Here is a 21,754-nt window from a genome sequence, read left to right as displayed (position 1 = left end):
TCACAACAAACAATAACAGGCAAGTCCCATGAGCGAACAAACTACGGCAACAGATGATCTTACTATTCCAGGCAGTACAGTTTTTAATGAGATTGTGCCTGGCGTAGGCAAGGATATTTTGACTTATGAGCAATCTGACAAGGACAGCAAGGCGCTCATTGAAAGTAAACTGGCTGAAATAGATATTAGCGACAGCAAATCCATTATTTATTTTGGTAGCAAAGCCCAGGAAGAGCTAACCACTATCTCGGACAAAATGTTGGAAGGAGTCAAAAATAAGGATATGGGCTCAGCAGGAGGAGACTTAAATGAAATGGTTTCCACTTTACGTGGCTTTGATGTTGATGCTTTAGATCCTAACAAAAAAGCAGGTTTTTTTGCCAAACTACTGGGTAAAACTAAACCCGTTGCCAAATTTTTGCAAAAATATGAAGACGTACGCAAACAGATAGACACCATTACCAACAAACTGGACACGCATAAAACTACATTATTAACTGACATTACCATGCTCGACAGACTGTACGAGGCTAATCTGGAATATTTTCATAACCTTGATCTTTATATCTCCGCAGGTGATGAAAAATTAAAGCAACTGGATGAGCAGGTTATCCCCGCGAAAGCTTTGGCTGCAGAAAGCTCGGAAGCCATTATTGAAGCTCAGGAATTAAGAGATTTACGCGCCTCAAGAGACGATCTGGAACGACGTGTGCATGACTTGCGTCTAACCCGTCAGGTCGCCATGCAAAGCTTACCGGGCATTCGCCTGGTTCAGGACAATGACAAAGGGCTGGTAAACAAGATTAACTCTACGATTGTCAATACCATTCCACTTTGGCGCCAACAATTAGCAACGGCAGTAGCCATCTATCGTTCATCCGATGCGGCAGGAACCTTACAAGCGGCAACAGACCTGACCAATGATTTACTGGAAGCAAATGCACAAAACCTTAAACAAGCCAATGCTGAGACTCGTAAGGAATTAGAGCGCGGTGTTTTTGATCTTGAATCCGTTAAAAAAGCAAATAACACCTTGATTGAAACCATTAATGAAAGCTTGCAGATTGCCGATGAAGGTAAAAAAATGCGTGCTGATGCGGTTATACAACTGCAGGAGTGTGAAGCAGAATTACACAAAACACTGTCTTCCGCGGCAAGCAGAGTTACCAAAACTGAAGCAAGCCAATCCGTTTAAACGACACAGTCGGAGAGAAAAATGGGACTATTTGATAAACTGTTTGGCGAATTTGTTGATGTTATTGAATGGCTGGATAAGTCGAGCAATACCATGGTCTACCGCTTTGAACGCTATGGCAATGAAATTAAATACGGGGCGAAATTAACTGTTCGTGAATCCCAGGTCGCTATTTTAGTGAATGAAGGAAAAGCCGCTGATTTTTTTGAACCTGGGCTGTATGAACTAAAGACCAGCAACATGCCAATTCTGACTACGCTGGAACACTGGCCGCATGGCTTTCAAAGTCCGTTTAAAGCAGAAGTCTATTTCTTCAATATGCGCCGCTTTGTGGATTTAAAGTGGGGCACTAAAAACCCGATCATGTTACGCGATAAAGAGTTTGGCGCTGTCAGACTACGTGCTTTTGGCAGCTATTGCGTCAGAATCAATGATCCGCTTACGTTTATTAAAGAAATTACCGGCACTAACGGACATTTCTCCACTGCAGATATCAGTGACCAGTTACGTAATCTGATTCTCTCCCGCTTTGCCAGTATTCTAGGAGAATCCAGTATCCCGGTTCTGGATTTAGCAGCTAATTATGATGATTTAAGTGAGTATCTCACAACCCGCATTGCGCCGGAATTTATGGAATATGGCCTGGAGATCACCAAGCTATTAGTTGAAAATATTTCCTTACCACCTGCCGTTGAAAAAGCGCTGGATAAGCGTACCAGTATGGGCGTGATTGGCAATTTAAAAGATTACAGTGAATTTCAGGCGGCTGAAGCAATGCAAGCTGCAGCTGAAAATCCATCCGGCGGCGCTTCTGAAGGAATAGGTATGGGAATCGGTTTTGCTATGGCTAATAAAATGGGCCAATCCTTTACTGAACGAGGCTCAGCCACACCGCCTCCCATTCCACAACATACTCAATATTTTATTGCGCTAAACGGCCAGCAATCGGGGCCTTTCAATCTTGCAGATGTAACGGCTAAAATCAAAGCATCGACACTAACACGAGACACGTTGATCTGGAATAAAAGCCTGGTGGAATGGACCAAAGCAGGAAAAATTGCGGAGTTGTCACCGTATTTTCCAATAATGCCACCACCCCTGCCCACTGGAAATGCTGAGTGAGAAATAAATGCACAGACAGCTACAGGCCTCTAAGGAACGTACATGAAATAACTTAACAAGTTAAAAATCTGTAGGATGGGCAAAGCAATAGCGTGCCCATCAAGCTACTGTACTATATAAAGATGGGCACGAAAAAGGCCTTTGCCCATCCTACAAGTTGTCTCATATTATTTCGTTCATGTTCCTAAGGGATGACTATTGTCAAATTGCGGACCGTAGTCCACTCCACAATGTACACAAACACATACAGGCTTCTCTCCTTCTACTTTTCACAGACCTAAATCACAGCTCGCTTGCAAATAACGTGAAAACTAATAAAAAAATACAATCACCACATTTACACAATCAGTTCCCCTGCTCCCAATGTGGCGCGATGCTTAAATATCAGCCGGGCACTCAACACCAGACATGTGAATACTGTGGACAAGAAAATACTATTGTCGATAAACAGGAGAGCATCAAAGAATACGATTTACACAGCGCTCTACAAGCACTTGCCAATACGCAACCCACTACTACATCGAAACAGGCGCATTGTGACTCCTGTGGTGCAAGTTTCAAGTTTGCAGCCAATCTCCATGCCGGGCAATGCCCTTTTTGTGGCAGTGATATCGTTAACAGCCCGCAAAAAAACAAACTGATAACACCTAAATCCTTACTCCCCTTTGTCATTAGTGAAGTCGATGCCCGGGATAAATTCCGGCACTGGATACAGGGACTATGGTTTGCCCCCAACAAAGTCAAACAATATGCCCGGAGCGACAGCAAACTCACAGGCATATATTTACCTTACTGGACTTATGATAGTGATACAGAAAGCACTTATACGGGTGCCAGAGGTGATACCTATTATGTTAACCAGAGGGTAAGCTATGTACAAAACGGACGTCAGGTTTCAACGGTAAAACGCGTACCCAGGATACGTTGGACAAATGTTAGTGGACGGGTTTCGCGATTCTTTGATGATGTTCTGATCGGTGCGAGCCAGTCATTACCACGACAAATTCTAGACCATTTGCAACCCTGGGACCTTGAAAACCTGGTTCCCTACGAAGAAAAATATATCAGTGGCTTTCAAAGCGAGGTATATCAAGTTGAACTGGATGAAGGTTTTGATTATGCCAGGCAAGTCATGGATGACATTATTCACCGGGATATCGCTTACGATATCGGCGGTGATCACCAGCGTATCTATCAGCTTAATACTCAGCACCGACATATGACCTATAAACATTGCCTGCTACCTATCTGGTCTGCGGCTTTTTTATATCGTGATCAAACTTATCGCTTTGTCGTGAATGGCCGGACTGGAGAAGTGCAAGGCGAGCGCCCCTATAGTTACTGGAAGATTGCATTTGCGGTGATTGCCGGACTGATACTTATAGCCGGCGGTATAACTTTTCTGCAACAGTCTGGTGCACTGGATCAGCTTGAGTATACTGATTATTATGCTTATTGAAGTTTCTGTGGATCACAAGATGTAGGATGTACTGAGGCACGAAGCGCATCTTTCGAGGCCTGATGCGCTTCCTGTCGTCAGCACATCCTATTATCACATTCTTAACTTAATGGCAGTGAACCAGAGCATGGGAACGAGTTAACGAGTTGAATTTCACATTTTTCAAGCTGCCTGACCTCTTTAATTTTAAATTTCCCCTAGTTCCCACGCTCTGCGTTGGAATTCATACCCGAATGCTCTGCGTTCCGTGACGCTGAGTGTCCGCGCACCCTATATTCCCCACGCAGAGCGTGAGAACGATGTAACGAGTTATATTTCACATATTTCAAAAACTGTCTGCCCCCGCTTGATGTTATCAAATTTTAATTTGTATCAGAGCCTCTCCCGGCGTTACCCGGTCACCTTTTTGAATATGCACAGCAGAGACGCTACCAGCGACTTGGGCTTTGATTTCTGTCTCCATTTTCATGGCTTCAATCACAAATACCGGATTGCCAATAGCGACTTTATCGCCTACTTTTACCAACACCTCGACCACATTACCCGGCATTGATGTACTGATATCTCCCGGACCTCTGCTGACAGGTCGTCCCGACTCATTTTGTGCAGTATATTCATTCAACGGTTCCAGTAGCACTTCTTCCGGAATACCATCCACGGTTAAATATAAATGACGTTGATGCTGTTCATGGGGTCCGGCGCCCGTTAATTGAATATTATAGGTTTCTCCATGCAAACTTATATTAAACTCTGTGGCTAATGCAGCACCCGGTTTTGCGGCTAACTGCTCAGGTGCAATTAAGACCTCAGGCTTTAATGTGCCCTGCTCGCGCTGCTCTAAAAATAATTGACCAATATCCGGGAACATGGCATAAATCAACACATCTTCCTCTGTTTTAGCAAAGGCTTCTGCATCTGCTCGCAACTTGGGCATTTCATTTCTTAATAAATCTGCCGGTCGGCCATCAAGAACCATTTCATTGCCTATCGCCTGTGCTCGAAGACTTGCATCTACTTTACCTGGCGCACGGCCATATCCGCCTTGCAGATAGCGTTTGACTTCATTTGAAATGGTTTTATAGCGTGCCCCTGTCAGTACGTTAAGCACCGCCTGAGAACCAACAATTTGAGAGGTTGGCGTGACTAATGGCGGATATCCGAGATCCTTACGCACGCGAGGAATTTCCTCAAATACTTCGCTGATGCGATCCAATGCGCCCTGCTCTTTTAACTGATTCGCCAGATTGGACATCATGCCTCCAGGAACCTGATTAAGCAGCACACCCGTATCAACTCCCGAATAAGCACTTTCATACTGGTGATATTTTTTGCGTATTTCTTTAAAATAATCAGCGATCTCTTTTAACAAGGGTAAATCAAGATCTACCTGATAACCGGCATCGCGCAAAGCAACAGCCATCGTTTCTGTGGGCGGATGACTGGTACCACCGGCAAAACTGGATATGGCAGTATCAATATGTTCGCATCCCGCTTCAACAGCCTTTAACTGGCACATCTCAGCCATGCCTGATGTTGCGTGGCTATGCAGAAACAAAGGTAAGTCAGTGCGTGATTTTAATTTGCTGACCAAATGTTCTGTCGCCGCAGGCGTCAGTAAGCCCGCCATATCTTTGATCGCAATACTATCACAGCCCATATCTTCCAGCTTTAATGCCAGATCTATAAAACTGTCCAGCGCATGTACCGGACTCACTGTATAACACAGCGTACCCTGAGCATGCTTCTGGTTGCTTTTGACAGCCTTAACGGCAGTGATCAGATTGCGTTCATCGTTCAGGGCATCAAAAAGTCGAAATACATCTATACCATTTTCAGCACTTTTGGCAATAAACGCTTCAACAACATCATCCGCGTAATGACGATAACCCAATAGATTCTGACCGCGGAGCAACATTTGCAAACGCGTATTGGGCAAAGCCTGACGTAACTGACGTAAACGCTGCCATGGGTCTTCCTTTAAAAAGCGCACACAGGAATCAAAGGTAGCTCCGCCCCAGACTTCCAGTGACCAATAACCCGCACGATCCAGTTTGTCGCAGATAGGCAGCATATCTTCGGTACGCAATCGAGTGGCTAATAATGATTGATGGCCATCGCGTAAAGCCACATCGGTGAAAAAAACGGGGTTCTTTTTCTGGATATTTTTTGTGTTCATGTGTTTTCCTAAAAACCTGAATGAATTGCGATAGCTGCGGCAATAACAGTGGCCAACTCTTCTGGATCTCGTTTCAGTGAATAATGGGTAAGCTCTGGATGCATGTCTACAAAAGAAGTATCAAAATCCGCACTTTTAAAATCTTCCGATTTTAAAATTTGCTGATAATAAGGAATCGTGGTTTTAATGCCGAACAAGCGCATATCATCCAGAGCTCTTTGTCCACGCGCAATGACACCAGGCCAGTCCTTCGCCCACACCACGAGTTTAGCGCAAAGTGAATCATAATAAGGCGGTAACTGGTAGCCAGTGTAGATTGAGGTGTCGGTACGAACTCCGGGCCCCCCGGGTGCGTAATAACGGCTTATGCGACCAAAACTGGGGAGAAAATCGTTCTGCGGGTCTTCCGCATTAATCCGGAATTGCAGTGCAAAACCTTTAATTTGTATCTCTTCCTGTTTGACACTTAAGGGCAAACCCGAGGCAATGCGCAACTGTTCCTGCACAATATCAATACCGGTGATTTCTTCAGTGATGGTGTGCTCAACCTGTACCCGGGTATTCATTTCCATAAAATAGAAGCTGCCATCACTGTCCAGCAGAAATTCAACTGTCCCCGCATTCTGGTAATTAACTGCTTTGGCCGCCCTAACTGCCAGTTCTCCAATAGTTTCACGTTGTTCTTGTGAAAGTTGAGGCGACGGCGCTATTTCTATTAATTTCTGGTTACGTCGCTGAATAGAGCAGTCACGTTCATAAAGGTGAACGGCATTGCCTAGACTATCTGCTAATATCTGCACTTCTATATGTTTCGGGTTAACGATACATTTTTCCATAAAGACATCTGCGCTACCAAAAGCCTTAGTGGCTTCTGAAATCACCCGATCATAATTCTGGCGCAATTCTGTTTCATTATCACAGCGTCGAATACCCCGCCCTCCGCCTCCAGATGTGGCTTTCAACATGACTGGATAGCCAATCTCACTGGCTTTGTTGACCGCATCATCCAATCCTGACAAATTACCATCACTCCCCGGTGTAACAGGTATATTAGCGTCAATCATGCTTTTTCTGGCAGCGGTTTTATCCCCCATTTTACGAATGACGGCGCCATTAGGGCCAACAAATGTAATGCCTTGCTGCGCACAAATCTCCGCCAGTAAAGGGTTTTCTGATAAAAATCCATACCCCGGATGCAAGCCATCACAGCCGACAGATTTGGCAAGATTTACCAGTTGCTGCGGATTAAGATAACCCGAAAGCGGGTCTGAACCTATGCAATAAGCTTCATCCGCTTTTTTTACATGCAAGGCAAAACGATCTGCTTCTGAATAGGCTGCAACTGAACGAATACCGAGTTCTCGACAGGCTCTGATAATGCGTACAGCAATTTCGCCGCGATTGGCTATCAATATCTTGGTTAACACACATTCTCCTCGGTTATTTTGCATAATTGTATAATATTTTAAATCAGATATTAATGATAATTAATTTAGATAATATATAGTATAAGTTTTATTTATGGTTACTTGCTATGCGTGCGACTCTTCACCAATTAAAAATATTTCAACAAGTCGCCGAGTTACTCAATCACTCTGCGGCAGCTAATAAACTAAACCTGACCCAGCCAGCAGTCAGCATTCAAATCAAACAACTGGAAAATAATCTGGGGCTCTCTTTATTCGAAAAAATAGGCAAGAAAATTTTTCTTACCTCCGCCGGTCGGGAACTCAATCATTTCTGCAATGATATATTTTCTCGAATTGATCATATGGATATGAAGCTGAGCGCCATGAAAGGCCAATTAGAAGGTGAATTTCTCCTTGCCGCCGTGACCAGTGCCAAATATTTTACACCACATCTTTTAGGTGCATTTCATAAACTGCACCCAAAAGTCAGTCTGCATTTAGAGGTTGCCAACCGCAGCCAGACCATTCAGTTATTAAAGAAAAATGAGGTTGATCTGGTGATTATGGGAATGGTTCCGGAAAACATGCGCTTAAAACGTTACCCAATTACTGAAAACCCTATCGTTATAATTGCCAACCCATCTCACCCCCTGGCATTGCAACGCAATATACCCTGTAGTGAACTGGCAAAACATACATTTATTATGCGTGAAAATGGCTCAGGCACACGTAAAGGTTTTGAGAATTTTCTGCTATCCCAGAATATTAAGTTAACACCCAGCATGATACTCGGCAGCAGTGAAACTATTAAACAAGCAGTGATAGCTGACCTGGGAATATCGGTACTTTCTCGACACAGCGTTGCTTTAGAACTTGCAACAAAATGTCTGGTAGAACTCGATGTGCAAGATTTCCCACTGATGCGCTGCTGGTATGTGGTTCACCATGAAACAAAACAGTTATCACCTGCAGCGATAGCGTTTATTGATTTTATTCTTTACCAAAAGGAAACCGTGGACAACTTGTGCAACCGGTTTCTGGAAACGCATTTTGTTGCACAATAAACTCCAGGCACGTCAGGTATCCTGTTAGCGCGTTGGCTGAGCTTATTCAGTAAGTGTTGACTTGCAAAAACCCCAATCTACGCGGCTGATATCGTCTATTCCGCTGAGCAATATGTATAAAATAATTTTATCATCCTAAGCGCGCAGACGGGGAGTCTGCACTGCCACAAAAAAATTGTTCACGTTACTGACTGCGCATCCCTTTTTTGTATATTAGGCTTTAGCAGAGTACTCTATTATGTATATGACTAACCTGGCTGAAAATCCAGTTTACAAAGCGCCTTTGCGGCATGTAACTGACCTGTCAATAACAGTTCCTTAAGTGTGTCTATACGTTGCATATACACCCCGGTTAATTCACCAAATGCTTCTGGTAAATAGTGCTTTTCCAGCCGCGATAAGTGACCGTCAAATGCTGCAGCAATACTTAACAAATCCAGTAAAAAATACTTCTCTTCAACGGATACTTCGTCTAATAAAAGCAAAAATTCGTCCCAATCGTCATAATTACTGTCTTCACGAATTTCAAGCGTCTCGGATAATTTAACCAATAATACCAACATATTAGGATGATAATTTTGTGCCAGCACCACCATATTCGCTACCGCCCTGACGGCACCTTCTTTGGTTTTATGACTGAGTTTATTGATAAGTTCAGGTGTCATGATTTCTTTGGCTAAATAGTGTGCTAAACGATTACCAAATAATCGCAATCTGGCCTCGCGTGTTACTTTATATAAGGTAAAGGCATCCCAAATTCCGGTTATAGGGACAGAAACCCAGATAAATCCGATACGTAAAGCCCCCTTACCCAGCATACGCACCAGAACGAACTTAACCGCTGCGCTGGATAAAATCACTTTGGCTTTATAAAGTAAACCGACCAACAACAGCTTTGATTTGGAAATATATTTTAATGGATCTATGCCCAGATAATGAATAACAGGATCAGGGACTTCCAATGCAGCACGAGCCAGGATATTGGGTACCGCATCATCACCGGGCAAAAAAGGATCATCACTGGCCCTGTGATGCCCGGTCAGACAGGCAAGTCCGTGAACCGTTTTTAATCCCAGCCAGAATAATACCAATAATTCAACACCGAGCATAAGTAGCACAACACCCCCATATAAGGCATAGTAGGTATACTGATCTAACTGCCCTGCGAACGTCCATTCAATCCAGACCGAAACAACCGTGGTCAAAGCGCCCACAGAAAATGCAATAATAGCCGCGAGCAATGTCATGTTTTCAGCAATTGAACGCAAAGTGTCATCAGGCGGCAGTTCATCAATGGTAAGCGCCGACATTTTATCAATGCCTGCATCTTTAGCCAGATGGCGATAATAATCTACCCCCACCCTTTCTAAAAAACCTGCTGGTTGTTCACGCATATAAGTACTTTTACTTTCTTTGCTATTAGACATCATCTCACTCTCACAAAAAAGAATATTATTGACATGAGTTTCAGTGTAGCCTGAATAAAAGAGCTATTCAATCAATCACAAAGTTAAGAATAGATATTCGCGTTTGCTGTTATGTGACCTATCGATTCGGCTGGCAATGGAGCCAAATATGACTTCACTGGTCCAATCTTTGTTGCGCTTCCGTACACCTCAATACTTAACCAGAAAATGTGTGTGTTTATATTGATAATTATATTATAATAGTCTAAAGTTATAATGTACTTAATAAATAAGGGAATCAATTATGAACAAGTTAAATATAAAATTAGTAACAATAGCTCTTGTCATGCCCATCAGTTTTTCAGCCTGGGCCACAAATAATGCTAATGGACTTATGCCAAATAAGATGATGGGAGATAGCATTTGTCAGCTAGATGTTAACCAAATTCAAATACGCTCTTTAGCGCAACCTGAAATTGATGTCCTGAAGTTTATGCGTGAGGAAGAAAAATTAGCCCGCGATGTTTATCAAGTTTTTTTTGAAAACACATCGGCGACTGTATTTAACAATATCTCGCAGTCGGAACAGAAGCATATGGATCAGGTGAAATTGTTTTTAGATGCTTATGAGATAGAGGACCCGGCTAAAACAAACGAGGGAGAGTTTACTGATTTATCATTACAGGCGCTCTATGATCAATTACTGGAACAAGGGGCTGAGTCTGATTTGGCAGCCTATAATGTGGGCGCATTAATCGAAGAAGTGGATATTAAAGATTTAGATGCAGCGATTGAGGATACAGATATCCCTGAGCTAATCAATATGTACACTCAACTTCGGGATGCCTCATATAATCACTTACGTGCATTCACCAGGCAAATTATTATGCTCGACGGATCTTACACCTCGCAGGTGTTAGATCAACAGACCGTTGACAGTATATTGAATACCGCAAATACTAAAATGCAAATAGGGAATGCCATAAGAGTGAATGGAACAGAGGAAAGTGCAAGCAGCGCCTGCTTTATCTCAAATTTAAAAGCTGACGAGCAAATCTTACAGAATGGAAGTTCAATTCCATCAAGCCAGATAGTGAATATTAGCTATCAGGTGAAAGCTGATGTTATAGATATTGGACAAACAGTTGATTGGGTCCTACTGGCTAATTATGGCACAACTGATGGTCCATCTAACTGGTTTGTACGCGATACAGATCAATGGAAAGACTGGAATGGTCAAGTAGCAGACCTGCCTGCTGCAGAGACTGGCTATGTATTACAAAGTGAGCAAACTATCCCTGTTTTTAACGGGACGTTAGATGCAATGCCAGGAACATACACTATTTATATCGGCTATCGCCTGGAAGATGATAGTCTTGTATATAAACAATCGCCACTGGTTTTTTCAATTATTCCTTAATTCAGCCGTTCCGAGCCTGGTTATCTATAGGTAGGGCTCGCTTAACATTTACCTTAATGAAATAAAAAGCCTCAATGATTATTGGGGCTTTTTTGTCTAATAAAAGATCAGCATAAAGCGAGCAACTGAGTGTTAAGGATAACTGGCTTTCCAGCTCACGTTAACCTGCCTTATAAGCAAAATTAATATGGTGCAGGAGATTTTGGCGGTTTCCAGGTTTAAGTACCCGAAATAGGTAAAATCGGCAAAATCATTTCCTCTGCGGCCAAACATATAAAAAATGTTTTATCGTGGTATCAACCCTCTTCATGCAAGAGGATTAATTCTTATCACCCCTTCATTCAACCGGTGGACAAAATTGAAATTCTTTGGCTTACTTGATGTTTAAGCCTGGTTTTACACAACACACCCGCTCCCTGATACTTTTACTAAACCCGTTTATGATCATGTAGTCTTGACAGGAATCAGGTTTCACTTAACCAATAAAAGCTAAATGCCGGAATCACCAGGGTATTGTTAAAAATATCAGGCTGTTGACCACTGTATAAATCATTCAATCTCCCTTGTTGAGAAACTGTCCAGCTATCAAGATTTTCCAAATTAAGTTGTTGCGGCTTGTTGCTAAAATTAGCGGTAATTAAAACGCGTTCAGTCGGTTTATTTGGATGGTAGCGTCCAAAAACAAATAAATGCGGATTTTCAACTTCGATCAACTCCCGGTTATTAAAGTCGGCAAAAACTTCAATTTCCTTACGAACCGCAATCATGCGTTTTAATGCCGTAAAAATTTCATATTCTACAGTGTTTGGTGAATTTCTAAGGGCGGCTTTATTCCAGTCTATAGTAGGCCTGTGAATCCATCGCGAGTCATCCGCTTTAGAAGGCTCGTGGTGATAAGTATCGTCGTTTAAGGTACCGATCTCATCACCATAATAAAGTAATGGAATGCCACCAAAAGAGAGAATCATCCCATGTAGTAATAAAATAATTTGTACGGCATCGGCTATTGCTTTTGGATCAGCTATTTCCAGCGCATATTGTAATCCAACTAATGAGGCTAGTGAGCCGGAAATACGCGCATCACCTGTTTTAATATTTTGACCGAAAGGTAAGCCTCGAGCATGAGAGTGATCAAAATTTCCGGTGTAATAATCAATTAAAAATTTCCGGTGATTACGGGGCTCATAACCTGCTGATGCAATATCTCTATCATCAAATCCCAGGCCTATATCATCATGGCAACGAATATAATTAAGCCATGTTGCGCGCTCAAGTTTGACAGGTAAATTTTTAATACCTAAATTCAAAAGCAGACTGTTTTTGGTCGCAACGGCATCCCATAATAACGCCATGAAGGTAGCGTTATAGGCAATTTCACATTCTTTGGCAATGACCGCATCTTCACCAAAATATTTAATCACTTCCACCGGTGCAACTATCGCTTCAGCAATAAAAACCACTCCTGGCGCAGTCACTTGACAGCAATCTTTCATTAATTGCAAAATCAAATGTGCTTCACGCTCATTCTGGCAGGTACTGCCTATTTTTTTCCATAAAAACGCCACCGCATCCAGTCGTAAAATATCCGCGCCGCGATTTGCCCAGTACAGCACAATATCCAGCATCTCTATAAAAACTTCAGGATTACTGTAGTTTAAATCCCATTGATAATTGTTAAAAACAGTCATTACCCAGCGTTGCATGGTTTCATCCCAGGTAAAATTTCCAGGTGCATTTTCCGGGAAAATCTCGGGCAAAGTTTCTTCAAACATATCGGGAACATTACGATTTTTAAACGTATAGAAATAATCCTGATATTTTTTATCGCCCGCTTGTGCTTTTTGCGCCCATTCATGTTCATTTGAAGTGTGATTAACCACAACATCAAGAACGAGCAAAATATCTCTTTTAGCCATTTCCTCAGATAAGTCGTGTAAATCGTCAAGACTGCCCGCGCGTTCGTCTATTTCTCTAAAATCACTGACCGCGTAGCCGCCATCACTATTACCTTCAGGACAACGCATCACTGGCATAATATGCACTAGATTAATACCTAACTCCTGGAAATAACTTAAATGCTGTTTAATACCGTTAAGATCACCGGCAAAACCATTGCTATATAAGGCCATGCCTACCCATTTTTGAGACAAAAACCAGTTATAGTCACGTTCTCTATCAAGATCCAGCTCGCGAAGTCTTTCCGGGCGATTGATATACTGTCGCGCCATGGTTTCTACCAGACGTAAGGCTTGCTGTTCAAAATCAGGACGATCACCATAAAGCCTTTGCAACAGCGAATGAATCGCATAAAAATTCGCCCCCAGGCGAGTGTAAAAATGACGTAAATCCTGCTTGGATATTTCTGGTTTTATGTGGTTTAAAATTGTGTTTAAAAGGGTATGTGAAACTTGTTCGTACATATTTCTTCCTGTCTTTTTTCGCAAAAGATATAAATAGTGGGCTACTGGGAGGCTGTGACAATTTTATTTGTCCACGCAAAGCACAAACAATTAATTTTTAAATTAAATCGTTTATGACGTTATTTTTTCGTGTCTTTCGTGGACAATGGTATCTTGAGCAATTATTTCATAATCTCTGAGGGAGAATAATTTAGTTTTTAAATGCGTGGACAGTTTGTTCGCAACTTTAAGACTCTTTATGCTTAAACAAAATCTTGATAAAACTCAATATCAGCAGGCGTTGCTCCACGTTGCATGATGATTTTACCGGCAAATCTTTGAGCAATGTCGAGGATATCGACAACCGGCCATGAAGCAAGAAGTCCATGAATAAATATGGCAGTGAAGGCATCGCCTGCGCCTACGGTATCAACGACATCACTGACCACCGCCGGCTTAATTGTATGAAACATGCCATCATTAGTACCAAGCAATGCACCCTGCTCGCCCCGGGTGACAATTAATTGCTCAATTTGAAATTGTGCCTGTAAATTTGTCATTGCCTGTCTGATATCCGGGTCAGAAAATCCTAAAAGCCGAAGCTCATCTTGATTTAATTTCACCCAGCGCGCATGTTTCATCCATGTATAAACATCCTCTTTTTGCCACCAGGGTGCGCGTAAATTTACATCTAAAAATACCGATAACTGTGGATTTTGCAGCATAAGCTGCATAAAGGCCTGGCGTGAAACAGCATTACGCAAACCTAAACTGCCATGATATAAAATACCGCCTGCATTCAGGTTGCTGATGGCTTTTTCGTCAATAAAATCATAGGCGCAATCAGGGCTAATGGTGTACTGCGGCTCGCCTTCGATAATAGAGATTTGCACTTGTCCTGTAGGATGTTCAGGGTCGCGTTGAACAAGGCCAGTATCCATTCCCCATTCCTCCATCGCGCTAAGGATTTTTTGACCTAAATTATCCTCACCAATCGAGGAAATAAAACGCGGGCTGTTACCTAAAGCTTGTAAATGCCATGCGACATTAAAAGGCGCACCACCTAAAACCTTTTCACCTGTAGGAAAACAGTCAAATAACACCTCACCAAAAATAACAACCTTTGCGTCATCATTCGCCATTATCGACTCCTTTTTGCAGTTTGTTACGAATTTCGGGGGCAAAATGCCACACTCCTTCTAATACGCCAGCCGCATAATTGCCATTCATATTTAATGCTTTGCTATTGGCAATATATAGGCTGTCTATACAATTATTTTGTATGACCAGCTTGATAGCAGTTTGTTTTATGTCGTCTGTCGCATTAGCGACTAATATTGAGGGAATGGGGCTGCTAAGCACAGGTAAATCATTGCCGCTATCGCCTGCAAAAATAACTTCATCAATGCGATAGCCCAATAGTTTATATAAAAAATCAATCGCATGAAGTTTAGTTGCATTTTGGGGTAACACATCTAGCAAGCCCACGCCTTTAGGTTCGTCTATGCTCCATATCAGGCTTGCCTTAACGTTTTCTTTTTCAAGGAGCAGTTGCATTTCAGCGATTATTGCATTTTGATCAACTTGCAAAGGCAGGTAATAACTTAATTTATAAGTATTCTGTTTGCTGACTTCCTGGATATTTAATTTTTTTATGTGGCTAAACAGCTGCTTGAGTTGTGCATGATTTTTGCCATTCCAGTCTTTAGCTATTTCCTCACTCCAAACAGGCATGTCGGTCCAGCATTTATTTTTAAGCTGATAAATTTTAGTACCTACATCGCTAATGACAAAATCAGGCTTAGGTAAGGAATAATTTTTTATTGCCTTTTCAACTAATGCCAGATGTCGTCCCGTTACATAGGCTAATGTAACTTCAGGAAGCTGGCAAAAATCAGCAAAGCGTTTTCTTGCATCAGATGATTCTGGCTGTAGACCGTTAGGAATAATGGTTCTGTCCATATCAGTACAGAGTAGTAATTTAAAATCATTCATTGAGATTTACTTCCTTTGGGTCTTTGCATTGATTAAAAAAATCATAATAATCGAGTGCTTCCAGAATTCCTGCAGCAAATTTTTTCTGAGCAAAATAAATGCGTTCCAACTCCAGTAATTGCGATAATTCCTCATAATGGCGGTTAGCTACAACAGCCGCTAATGTATTGCCACGCATCATATCTTCATCTGCACCAGAGCCGCCTGCCACAAAAATTCGCTCTAAAGGAATTTGCCATCGATCTGCAATATAACGCAAAGCCTGTCCTTTAGATGCACGTAATGGCAAAACATCCAGATATTGTTCAAATGCTACTTGCACGTGAACACTCTGCTCTTCTTGATGCAGCAGGCTTTTAATTTCTTCAATATCTACGCTCTCGGTATTAATGTAATAACTCAGTTTAAATCGGCTTTGTTCAGTTTTAGGCTGTTTTTCCAAGCCTGGATAATTATCTAGTATTTTTCTGATTTTATGCGCTGCCCAGTGATAATCGATATGTTTTTCCCAGGCAATATCAGGGGCTAGTTTTGGCGCGTAATTAATTTCAGCGCCACCACTGGTGATTAAAATATCAGGTTCTGGAATCTTATATTGTTTCATTATCTTTAATGCAGAATCAAGTCTACGCCCGGTTGCGATCGCAAATTTGGTACTTTTACGATGCTTGCGCAAGAGACTGATCAATTCTTGTAACGCCTCGGTATCGCCTAATAAGTTCTGGTCTAAATCACTGACAATTGCACGGTCGCTATATAGAGCGGTGCGACTTTTTACTGGCTCCCTTACCAGTTGTTCTGAACGTTCAACAATCGGTTGCACCAATTCCAGATAGCGTTTTGCATGTGCCTGCCATGAATAATGCTCACGCACTCCTTTGATGCCTTGCTCACTGAATTTTTGCCAAAGCTTTTTGTCGCACAAAAGTCTTAATAGTGCGTCACTAATGGTTTCAGGCTCTAATGGGTTAATTAAAAAACCATTCTGACAATTGCCAATAATATCTTTAGGACCACCGTCTTCAGTGGCTACAATGGGCAGTCCAGAGGCTGCCGCCTCAATCAGCGTCAAACCAAAAGGTTCGGTTAAAGCTGGATTAACAAAGACTCCGCCCAAATTGGCGGCAATACGATAAAACAGAGCGACTTGTTCGCGACGGTGATGTTTTGGCATCGAAACTTTGCCATAAATATCATAACGGTCAATGGCAACTAATAACTCATGAAAAACTTCTTGTGCACCATCTTCCAAATCATCAATATCATCACGATTACCTGCAACAATTAATAGATTAGCAATTTCTTGCAGACGTGGCGACTGTCCATACGCATCAATCAAAGCTGCAATGTTTTTGCGTTTATCTGGTCTTGAAAGAGCCAAAATAATAGGTTTATTGGCATTTTTTAAATGATAGGTCATCTTGTCAAATAAAGGGGATTCAAGCTCATTACCCTTAGGCGGCATAAATTTGGTTAAGTCAGTTCCTGGTGGAATAACCCGCATTTGATTCGGCTGATAGTAATCATAAAGTTCGTACTGCTCCTCAATTTCCTGATGCGTACTGGTAATCACTCGCTCTGCTGTTGCTAAAGCCAGCTCTTCGGCCTCTATTCTTCTCGCTATGTTATAACTCGCCTCGGTATCGGCACTGGAAAGACCGCTTGCCAATAAACTATGACGTTTAACTCTGCCTAAAGAATGACCTGTATGTATCAAAGGAACTCCAAGTAAGCTAGTTAAACGCGCCCCAACATAACCAGCATCCGCATAATGACTGTGAATAATATCAGGCAGTCTGTTGCTTTGATTGAACATCGTTGCGACATTATCTACAAAAACATCCATATAATCCCATAACTGCTCTTTAAAGATATATTCTTCAGGCCCTGCTTCTATACGCACAATGCGGAGCTTATCTGAGATAATTTCAATAGCCTGGGCATAATCTTCATCTACATTGCTGTCAACTACTCGACGAGTGATTAAATCAACTTTACCCACTTCAGGCTGGGAAGCTAATGCTTTAGCAAGCTCGACAACATACAAGATTTGCCCTCCTGTATCAGCATCTCGTCCTAGTTCAAGGTTAGAACCCCGAATTAAACCGTGAATGCTGAGTAATGCAATATACAAATTACCTTTTGATTCGTTCATAATCGTATTCGCTCATTAGTTTGTTGAAAATAAATTGGATATAAATTTTTTTGAATACCTTTGAAAGTTTCTTATGCAATTTGTAAAATTTTTCCTTGCTAACTGTAGTCGAATGAACATTGCATACACCTTTTCCGGTAAACGCAGAATACCCGGATGTTCCAGATAGAGAGATTTTAAGCAGCTCTGGCTATAACACTCAACAAACAAGTGGCTGATAGCTAAATTATGAATATAAAAAAACAGAGGGCTGAACCTCTGGAAAATTCATGAAAACCATTGTATTTGTATGAGATTATCAGGCTTGATTTTCAAGTTTTACCCAAACTAAATTAACTATATCACGTAATGTATAAGTTTTTTCAGCTTCTGAGTTTTGTATTTTGATATTGAATTATTTTTCTATAGCCATAATAATTTCTACATCTGCTAAAGAGTCAGATTCCCAGAAAAAACTAAGATTTTTAGAGAAATCATCTTTTGCTGATAATTGAGATAAACCAGCATTTAGTCGGGTGTTTTCTAAAAATATGTTTTCACCATAAACAATATGTTTAGGTATATTTTGGTTTTTAAAATATTTTTTATAGAAAACTTCTGTTGAAAGGCTTTTCCTTCTTTGAAAAGCATTATCTGATTACGTATAATTTTCAGCCTATAACTAAAATTCTTTGTAGCCCATTATGGAGCTAGCGGAATACGGGATATTCATGACACCTATCCCCCGCACTTCGTAAACTTCATACGGGATACATTGGATTTATACGTATTTTTTAAGGATAGCTGAAGCTTGTGGGTAATCAGGAAGCATTATTAAATTATCTTTTTACACTGCTATTTTTATCCAATAAAAATACAATAAACTGAATTAAAAATCCAGCTATGTAAAAGATATATGCCAATATTATTTTAAAAGTCTAACAAAAAATTAAGCAGCTGCATTCTGCGTTTGTATTGAGTGACAAATTATAAAAGTTTGGCAGTAGTCCAGCTTTTATTTTCTAGTCGAATTTTAAATCAGTTTGATAGGATATCTCAGGGCCAGAAGCCTCTTTAATGGTAAAATAACCAAATTCAATGAACCTTGATATAAAAGGATTTTCTCCTTTTCTTCTCTTTGCTTCAACCACAGAAACTAAAGTCCAACTGGACATGTTGGTTAGCCTCCATACCTTCTCAGTTACAGTTTCTACACTAACCAGTTTGCGGTTACTAACACAACGGAAAACAATACATAGGCCAAAATTACGACTATTTGAAAATAGAATGCCGCTATACCGCCTTGATCTCCAGTATAAAATGCGAAATAGAAGGACGATGCGCTACCAGCAAACACAATAATTCCTCCGACGATTCGATACAACTGACGTAAACGTGGCTTAAGCCTGTGAGATAAGGGGTATGTAGCCAGGTAAATGGCTGTTGGCATAATCAACATTAGCAACCCGATTATCATTCGATAATTACTTATATTAACTTTTTGAAATCTAGCATCAAAATAACCAGCTTGTCTGGTTGTTTTTGGTTATAAAAACGTTGGCTAACGTCAGTTTACTTCTACAACTTGATTTATCCGGCTTATTGATAACGGCAGCTAATTCTCCCCTGCACAAACAGATTTTCACTATACGAAAACTTATTTGTTCGCACAAAACCCAAAGCTTATATTGCTGTTGGCAAGCAGGAAATTATTCCATGAGAGTCCCTCAGCGCTAACAGTTGCACCGTTTTGCGAATAATTTGCATTCCAGAGATTATTGATGACGCCTTCAATGGAGAAACTAATGTCCCAATCAATATCAGCTGAAGAACTATTGCTGACAATAACGTCGGCGCAGTAACCGCTTGCCCACTCGCTGGTGATGATCACCTCGGTTGTCAATTGGGCATTCTCATCCAGTTCGCTGCTGTCATCGGCTGACAGGCAACCGGGATCATGCGGAAAATCCACCAGGCCATCGCCGTCGTTATCCAGACCATCGTTGCAAATAGAGGGCTGTGGAGGAGGCGTTTGCGAAAATTCCGCACAAAAACCGAAAGTGACCTTTTGACCGGGTTGCACCAGGTTGTTCCAGTCCAGTCCCTCAGCTATTAGCGTTTGACCTGTTTGGCTATACACAGCATTCCATAAGTTGTAAATTGAGCCTTCAACTTCAAGCACGATACGCCAGTTGACGGCTGAGTTGCCGGGGTTGCTAATGTGGACATCCGAACAATAACCGGTTTCCCATTCGGATACCGGCACTAAAGAAACAATCAGATCATCGCCAGAATTCGGCATATCTGCTTCGTCATCATCAATGACTGAACTACAACCGGAATCGTCCGGATAATCGACTAGTCCATCCCCATCATTATCAATGCTGTCTGCACAGGCTGCCGATGCAGGATCGGTTTCGGTGCTATCGGTGCTCGATGAACAACCGGGATCCTCCGGAAAATCCACCAGGCCATCGCCGTCGTTATCCTCGCCGTCAGAGCATACTGGCGATATGGCCTTACCGCCCCATAAGCGATTGAGCAAATCGACCTTATCCTGCCACACGGTGTTCCAGTCATCTTGCAGTATCCCGCCGGTATCCCCGCTGTTTGGATTCCACGACCAGTAAAAACCGCTGTTGACGTCTTTAGCCAGTAAATAATCAACCAGGGTGTTTTGCCAGTCAGGATCTCTGGTGTCACCGCCATGCCCGTATTGACCGCCAAATTCGCCAATAATAACCGCATAACCCTGGTCGATAAACTGTCCGAAATGCTGGTCCCAGATTGCGGGCATATTATCGGGAAACTCCGCAGCATTGAAATAAGGTTGATTGAATACATCCGGTCCATATACATGGGGACTCAGAACCAGCTTATCTTCTGGAATATTAAGCGGGTAGCAATTAAGCGGCTCCAGATTTCCGCCCCACCAGTGATTGACCATTCCCGTACAATCAGGATTGGTTTCAATTCCTTCAACGAAAATCAATATGTCTGGTGCTTCCGCCAATATCGCGGCAGCTGCACGTTCCGAGGCGCTGTTCCAGTCAGTGGCGGAATTCCCCGTACCCCATGTGGCGGAACCGTGCGGTTCGTTTTTCAGGTCGATTCCGATAAAATAAGGAAGTGTTTTGTAGCGTTCAGCCATCCAGACCAAATCGTTTATCCATGCTTGCTCACTATAGCTCGAGGTGTACCACAATTCTGAAATGGCATTACAGTCCGGGCGGTGATGATCCAGCAGAATATATAGACCTTCAGCATCCAGGTGATTGAGTACCGTGTCTAGAACTTGTCGAGAATCCATGTTTTGCAAATCCGGGTTCAATCCGTAATTGATGTTCAGATTACCTTGCCCCTGCAGTGTGCCCGGGCAAACCGGGATTCGTACGGCATTGAAACCCTGTGCTTTGATCTGCGCCACCATATCACGCCAGTTGCGGGCCCATAAACCATGCACCACATGATCTTGTGTTTCAAATCCAAACCAATTGACGCCGCGCAGTTGTATAGCCTGTCCATTATGATCGACAATGGTGCCGTTATTTACCTGATGCGCATGTATCGACATAGAACATAAAAATAAAATCAGTGCCGCTGTATGAACAAATCGCATTTGTTTCTCCTTGCCCGCTTCGGGATGACATAATGGCCAGCTCGTGAATTAACTCTGGCCAGGCCCATCGTTAACTTAGTTCAATTCCTGATAATCCGAGGATAAATGCTATGGCTAAAATAACCACTATCCGCTGAAACCCAACAAAAAAAAGGGTGTCTAGCCTTTTAACTTTTTCGATTTAGTTATCAAAGTACCATTGGAATAACCATTGCTGACAATCTCGATTAATATGGCCAGGGCTTCCTTCAGATCCCACTTTATCTCTCAATAACGGTGTTTAACTGTTGAGTAGCAATCGTGACTTTCTTTGAACACCCTTCCCTTCATCTACATTTTCCCTTCTCACAGGGCAA

At 42.0% G+C, this 21,754-nt stretch carries 13 protein-coding genes; 5 read left to right on the top strand and 8 right to left on the bottom strand.

The window, feature by feature from the left end; translation table 11 throughout:
- Positions 1-28: 28 nt before the first annotated feature.
- The 3 genes from AU255_RS08330 to AU255_RS08320 all read left to right on the top strand — a co-directional run bounded on the left by AU255_RS08330 (position 29) and on the right by AU255_RS08320 (position 3,776).
- Positions 29-1,195, top strand: a complete 1,167-nt coding sequence (locus AU255_RS08330) for a toxic anion resistance protein (RefSeq protein ID WP_080522445.1) — start codon at positions 29-31, stop codon at positions 1,193-1,195.
- 21 nt (positions 1,196-1,216) lie between these two features.
- A complete protein-coding gene (locus AU255_RS08325) occupies positions 1,217-2,317 on the top strand; it encodes an SPFH domain-containing protein (RefSeq protein WP_080522444.1) in 1,101 nt (366 codons plus the stop codon).
- Positions 2,318-2,621: 304 nt separating this feature from the next.
- Positions 2,622-3,776 (top strand): primosomal protein N' (replication factor Y) - superfamily II helicase, encoded by a 1,155-nt coding sequence (locus AU255_RS08320; RefSeq protein WP_080522443.1) that lies wholly within the window; start codon positions 2,622-2,624, stop codon positions 3,774-3,776.
- A 355-nt stretch (positions 3,777-4,131) separates the two neighbouring features.
- Here the strand turns inward: AU255_RS08320 and oadA are convergent, their stop codons facing one another.
- Together oadA and AU255_RS08310 are read right to left on the bottom strand one after the other, a co-directional pair.
- On the bottom strand, positions 4,132-5,952 hold the full coding sequence (gene oadA / locus AU255_RS08315; protein WP_198942571.1) for a sodium-extruding oxaloacetate decarboxylase subunit alpha: 1,821 nt from the start codon (positions 5,950-5,952) through the stop codon (positions 4,132-4,134).
- A gap of 8 nt (positions 5,953-5,960) precedes the next feature.
- Positions 5,961-7,379 (bottom strand): acetyl-CoA carboxylase biotin carboxylase subunit, encoded by a 1,419-nt coding sequence (locus AU255_RS08310; RefSeq protein WP_080522442.1) that lies wholly within the window; start codon positions 7,377-7,379, stop codon positions 5,961-5,963.
- A 107-nt stretch (positions 7,380-7,486) separates the two neighbouring features.
- On the opposite strand from AU255_RS08310, the gene AU255_RS08305 reads away from it, so the two are divergent.
- Positions 7,487-8,425 (top strand): LysR family transcriptional regulator, encoded by a 939-nt coding sequence (locus AU255_RS08305; RefSeq protein WP_080522441.1) that lies wholly within the window; start codon positions 7,487-7,489, stop codon positions 8,423-8,425.
- A gap of 248 nt (positions 8,426-8,673) precedes the next feature.
- Here the strand turns inward: AU255_RS08305 and AU255_RS08300 are convergent, their stop codons facing one another.
- Positions 8,674-9,852: an LBF_2804 family protein gene (locus tag AU255_RS08300; RefSeq protein ID WP_080522440.1), complete on the bottom strand. Its 1,179-nt coding sequence runs from the start codon at positions 9,850-9,852 to the stop codon at positions 8,674-8,676.
- A 283-nt stretch (positions 9,853-10,135) separates the two neighbouring features.
- On the opposite strand from AU255_RS08300, the gene AU255_RS08295 reads away from it, so the two are divergent.
- The gene (locus AU255_RS08295) at positions 10,136-11,251 is read left to right on the top strand and encodes a DUF2202 domain-containing protein (protein ID WP_080522439.1); all 1,116 of its coding nucleotides are present in this window, start codon (positions 10,136-10,138) and stop codon (positions 11,249-11,251) included.
- 464 nt (positions 11,252-11,715) lie between these two features.
- On the opposite strand, the gene AU255_RS08290 is transcribed toward AU255_RS08295, so the two are convergent.
- From AU255_RS08290 to AU255_RS08265, 5 genes are all read right to left on the bottom strand, one after another.
- On the bottom strand, positions 11,716-13,671 hold the full coding sequence (locus AU255_RS08290) for an alpha-amylase family glycosyl hydrolase (protein ID WP_080522438.1): 1,956 nt from the start codon (positions 13,669-13,671) through the stop codon (positions 11,716-11,718).
- A 242-nt stretch (positions 13,672-13,913) separates the two neighbouring features.
- On the bottom strand, positions 13,914-14,792 hold the full coding sequence (locus tag AU255_RS08285; protein ID WP_080522437.1) for a carbohydrate kinase family protein: 879 nt from the start codon (positions 14,790-14,792) through the stop codon (positions 13,914-13,916).
- Entirely contained in the window at positions 14,782-15,645 is an 864-nt protein-coding gene (locus tag AU255_RS08280; RefSeq protein WP_080522436.1) for an HAD-IIB family hydrolase, read from the bottom strand. The genes AU255_RS08285 and AU255_RS08280 overlap by 11 nt, the downstream gene beginning before the upstream one ends.
- Positions 15,638-17,800: an HAD-IIB family hydrolase gene (locus AU255_RS08275; RefSeq protein ID WP_080522435.1), complete on the bottom strand. Its 2,163-nt coding sequence runs from the start codon at positions 17,798-17,800 to the stop codon at positions 15,638-15,640. Before AU255_RS08275 ends, AU255_RS08280 begins: the two co-directional genes overlap by 8 nt.
- A 1,636-nt stretch (positions 17,801-19,436) precedes the next feature.
- Complete coding sequence (locus AU255_RS08265) at positions 19,437-21,398, bottom strand: glycoside hydrolase family 5 protein (protein ID WP_080522433.1); 1,962 nt, start codon at positions 21,396-21,398, stop codon at positions 19,437-19,439.
- Positions 21,399-21,754: the final 356 nt, after the last annotated feature.

It is taken from the genome of Methyloprofundus sedimenti (genome assembly GCF_002072955.1).
Classification (GTDB): Bacteria; Pseudomonadota; Gammaproteobacteria; order Methylococcales; family Methylomonadaceae; genus Methyloprofundus; species Methyloprofundus sedimenti.
The sequence above is the reverse complement of the archived record's forward strand: the minus strand, read 5'-3'. Positions and strand labels throughout refer to the sequence as shown.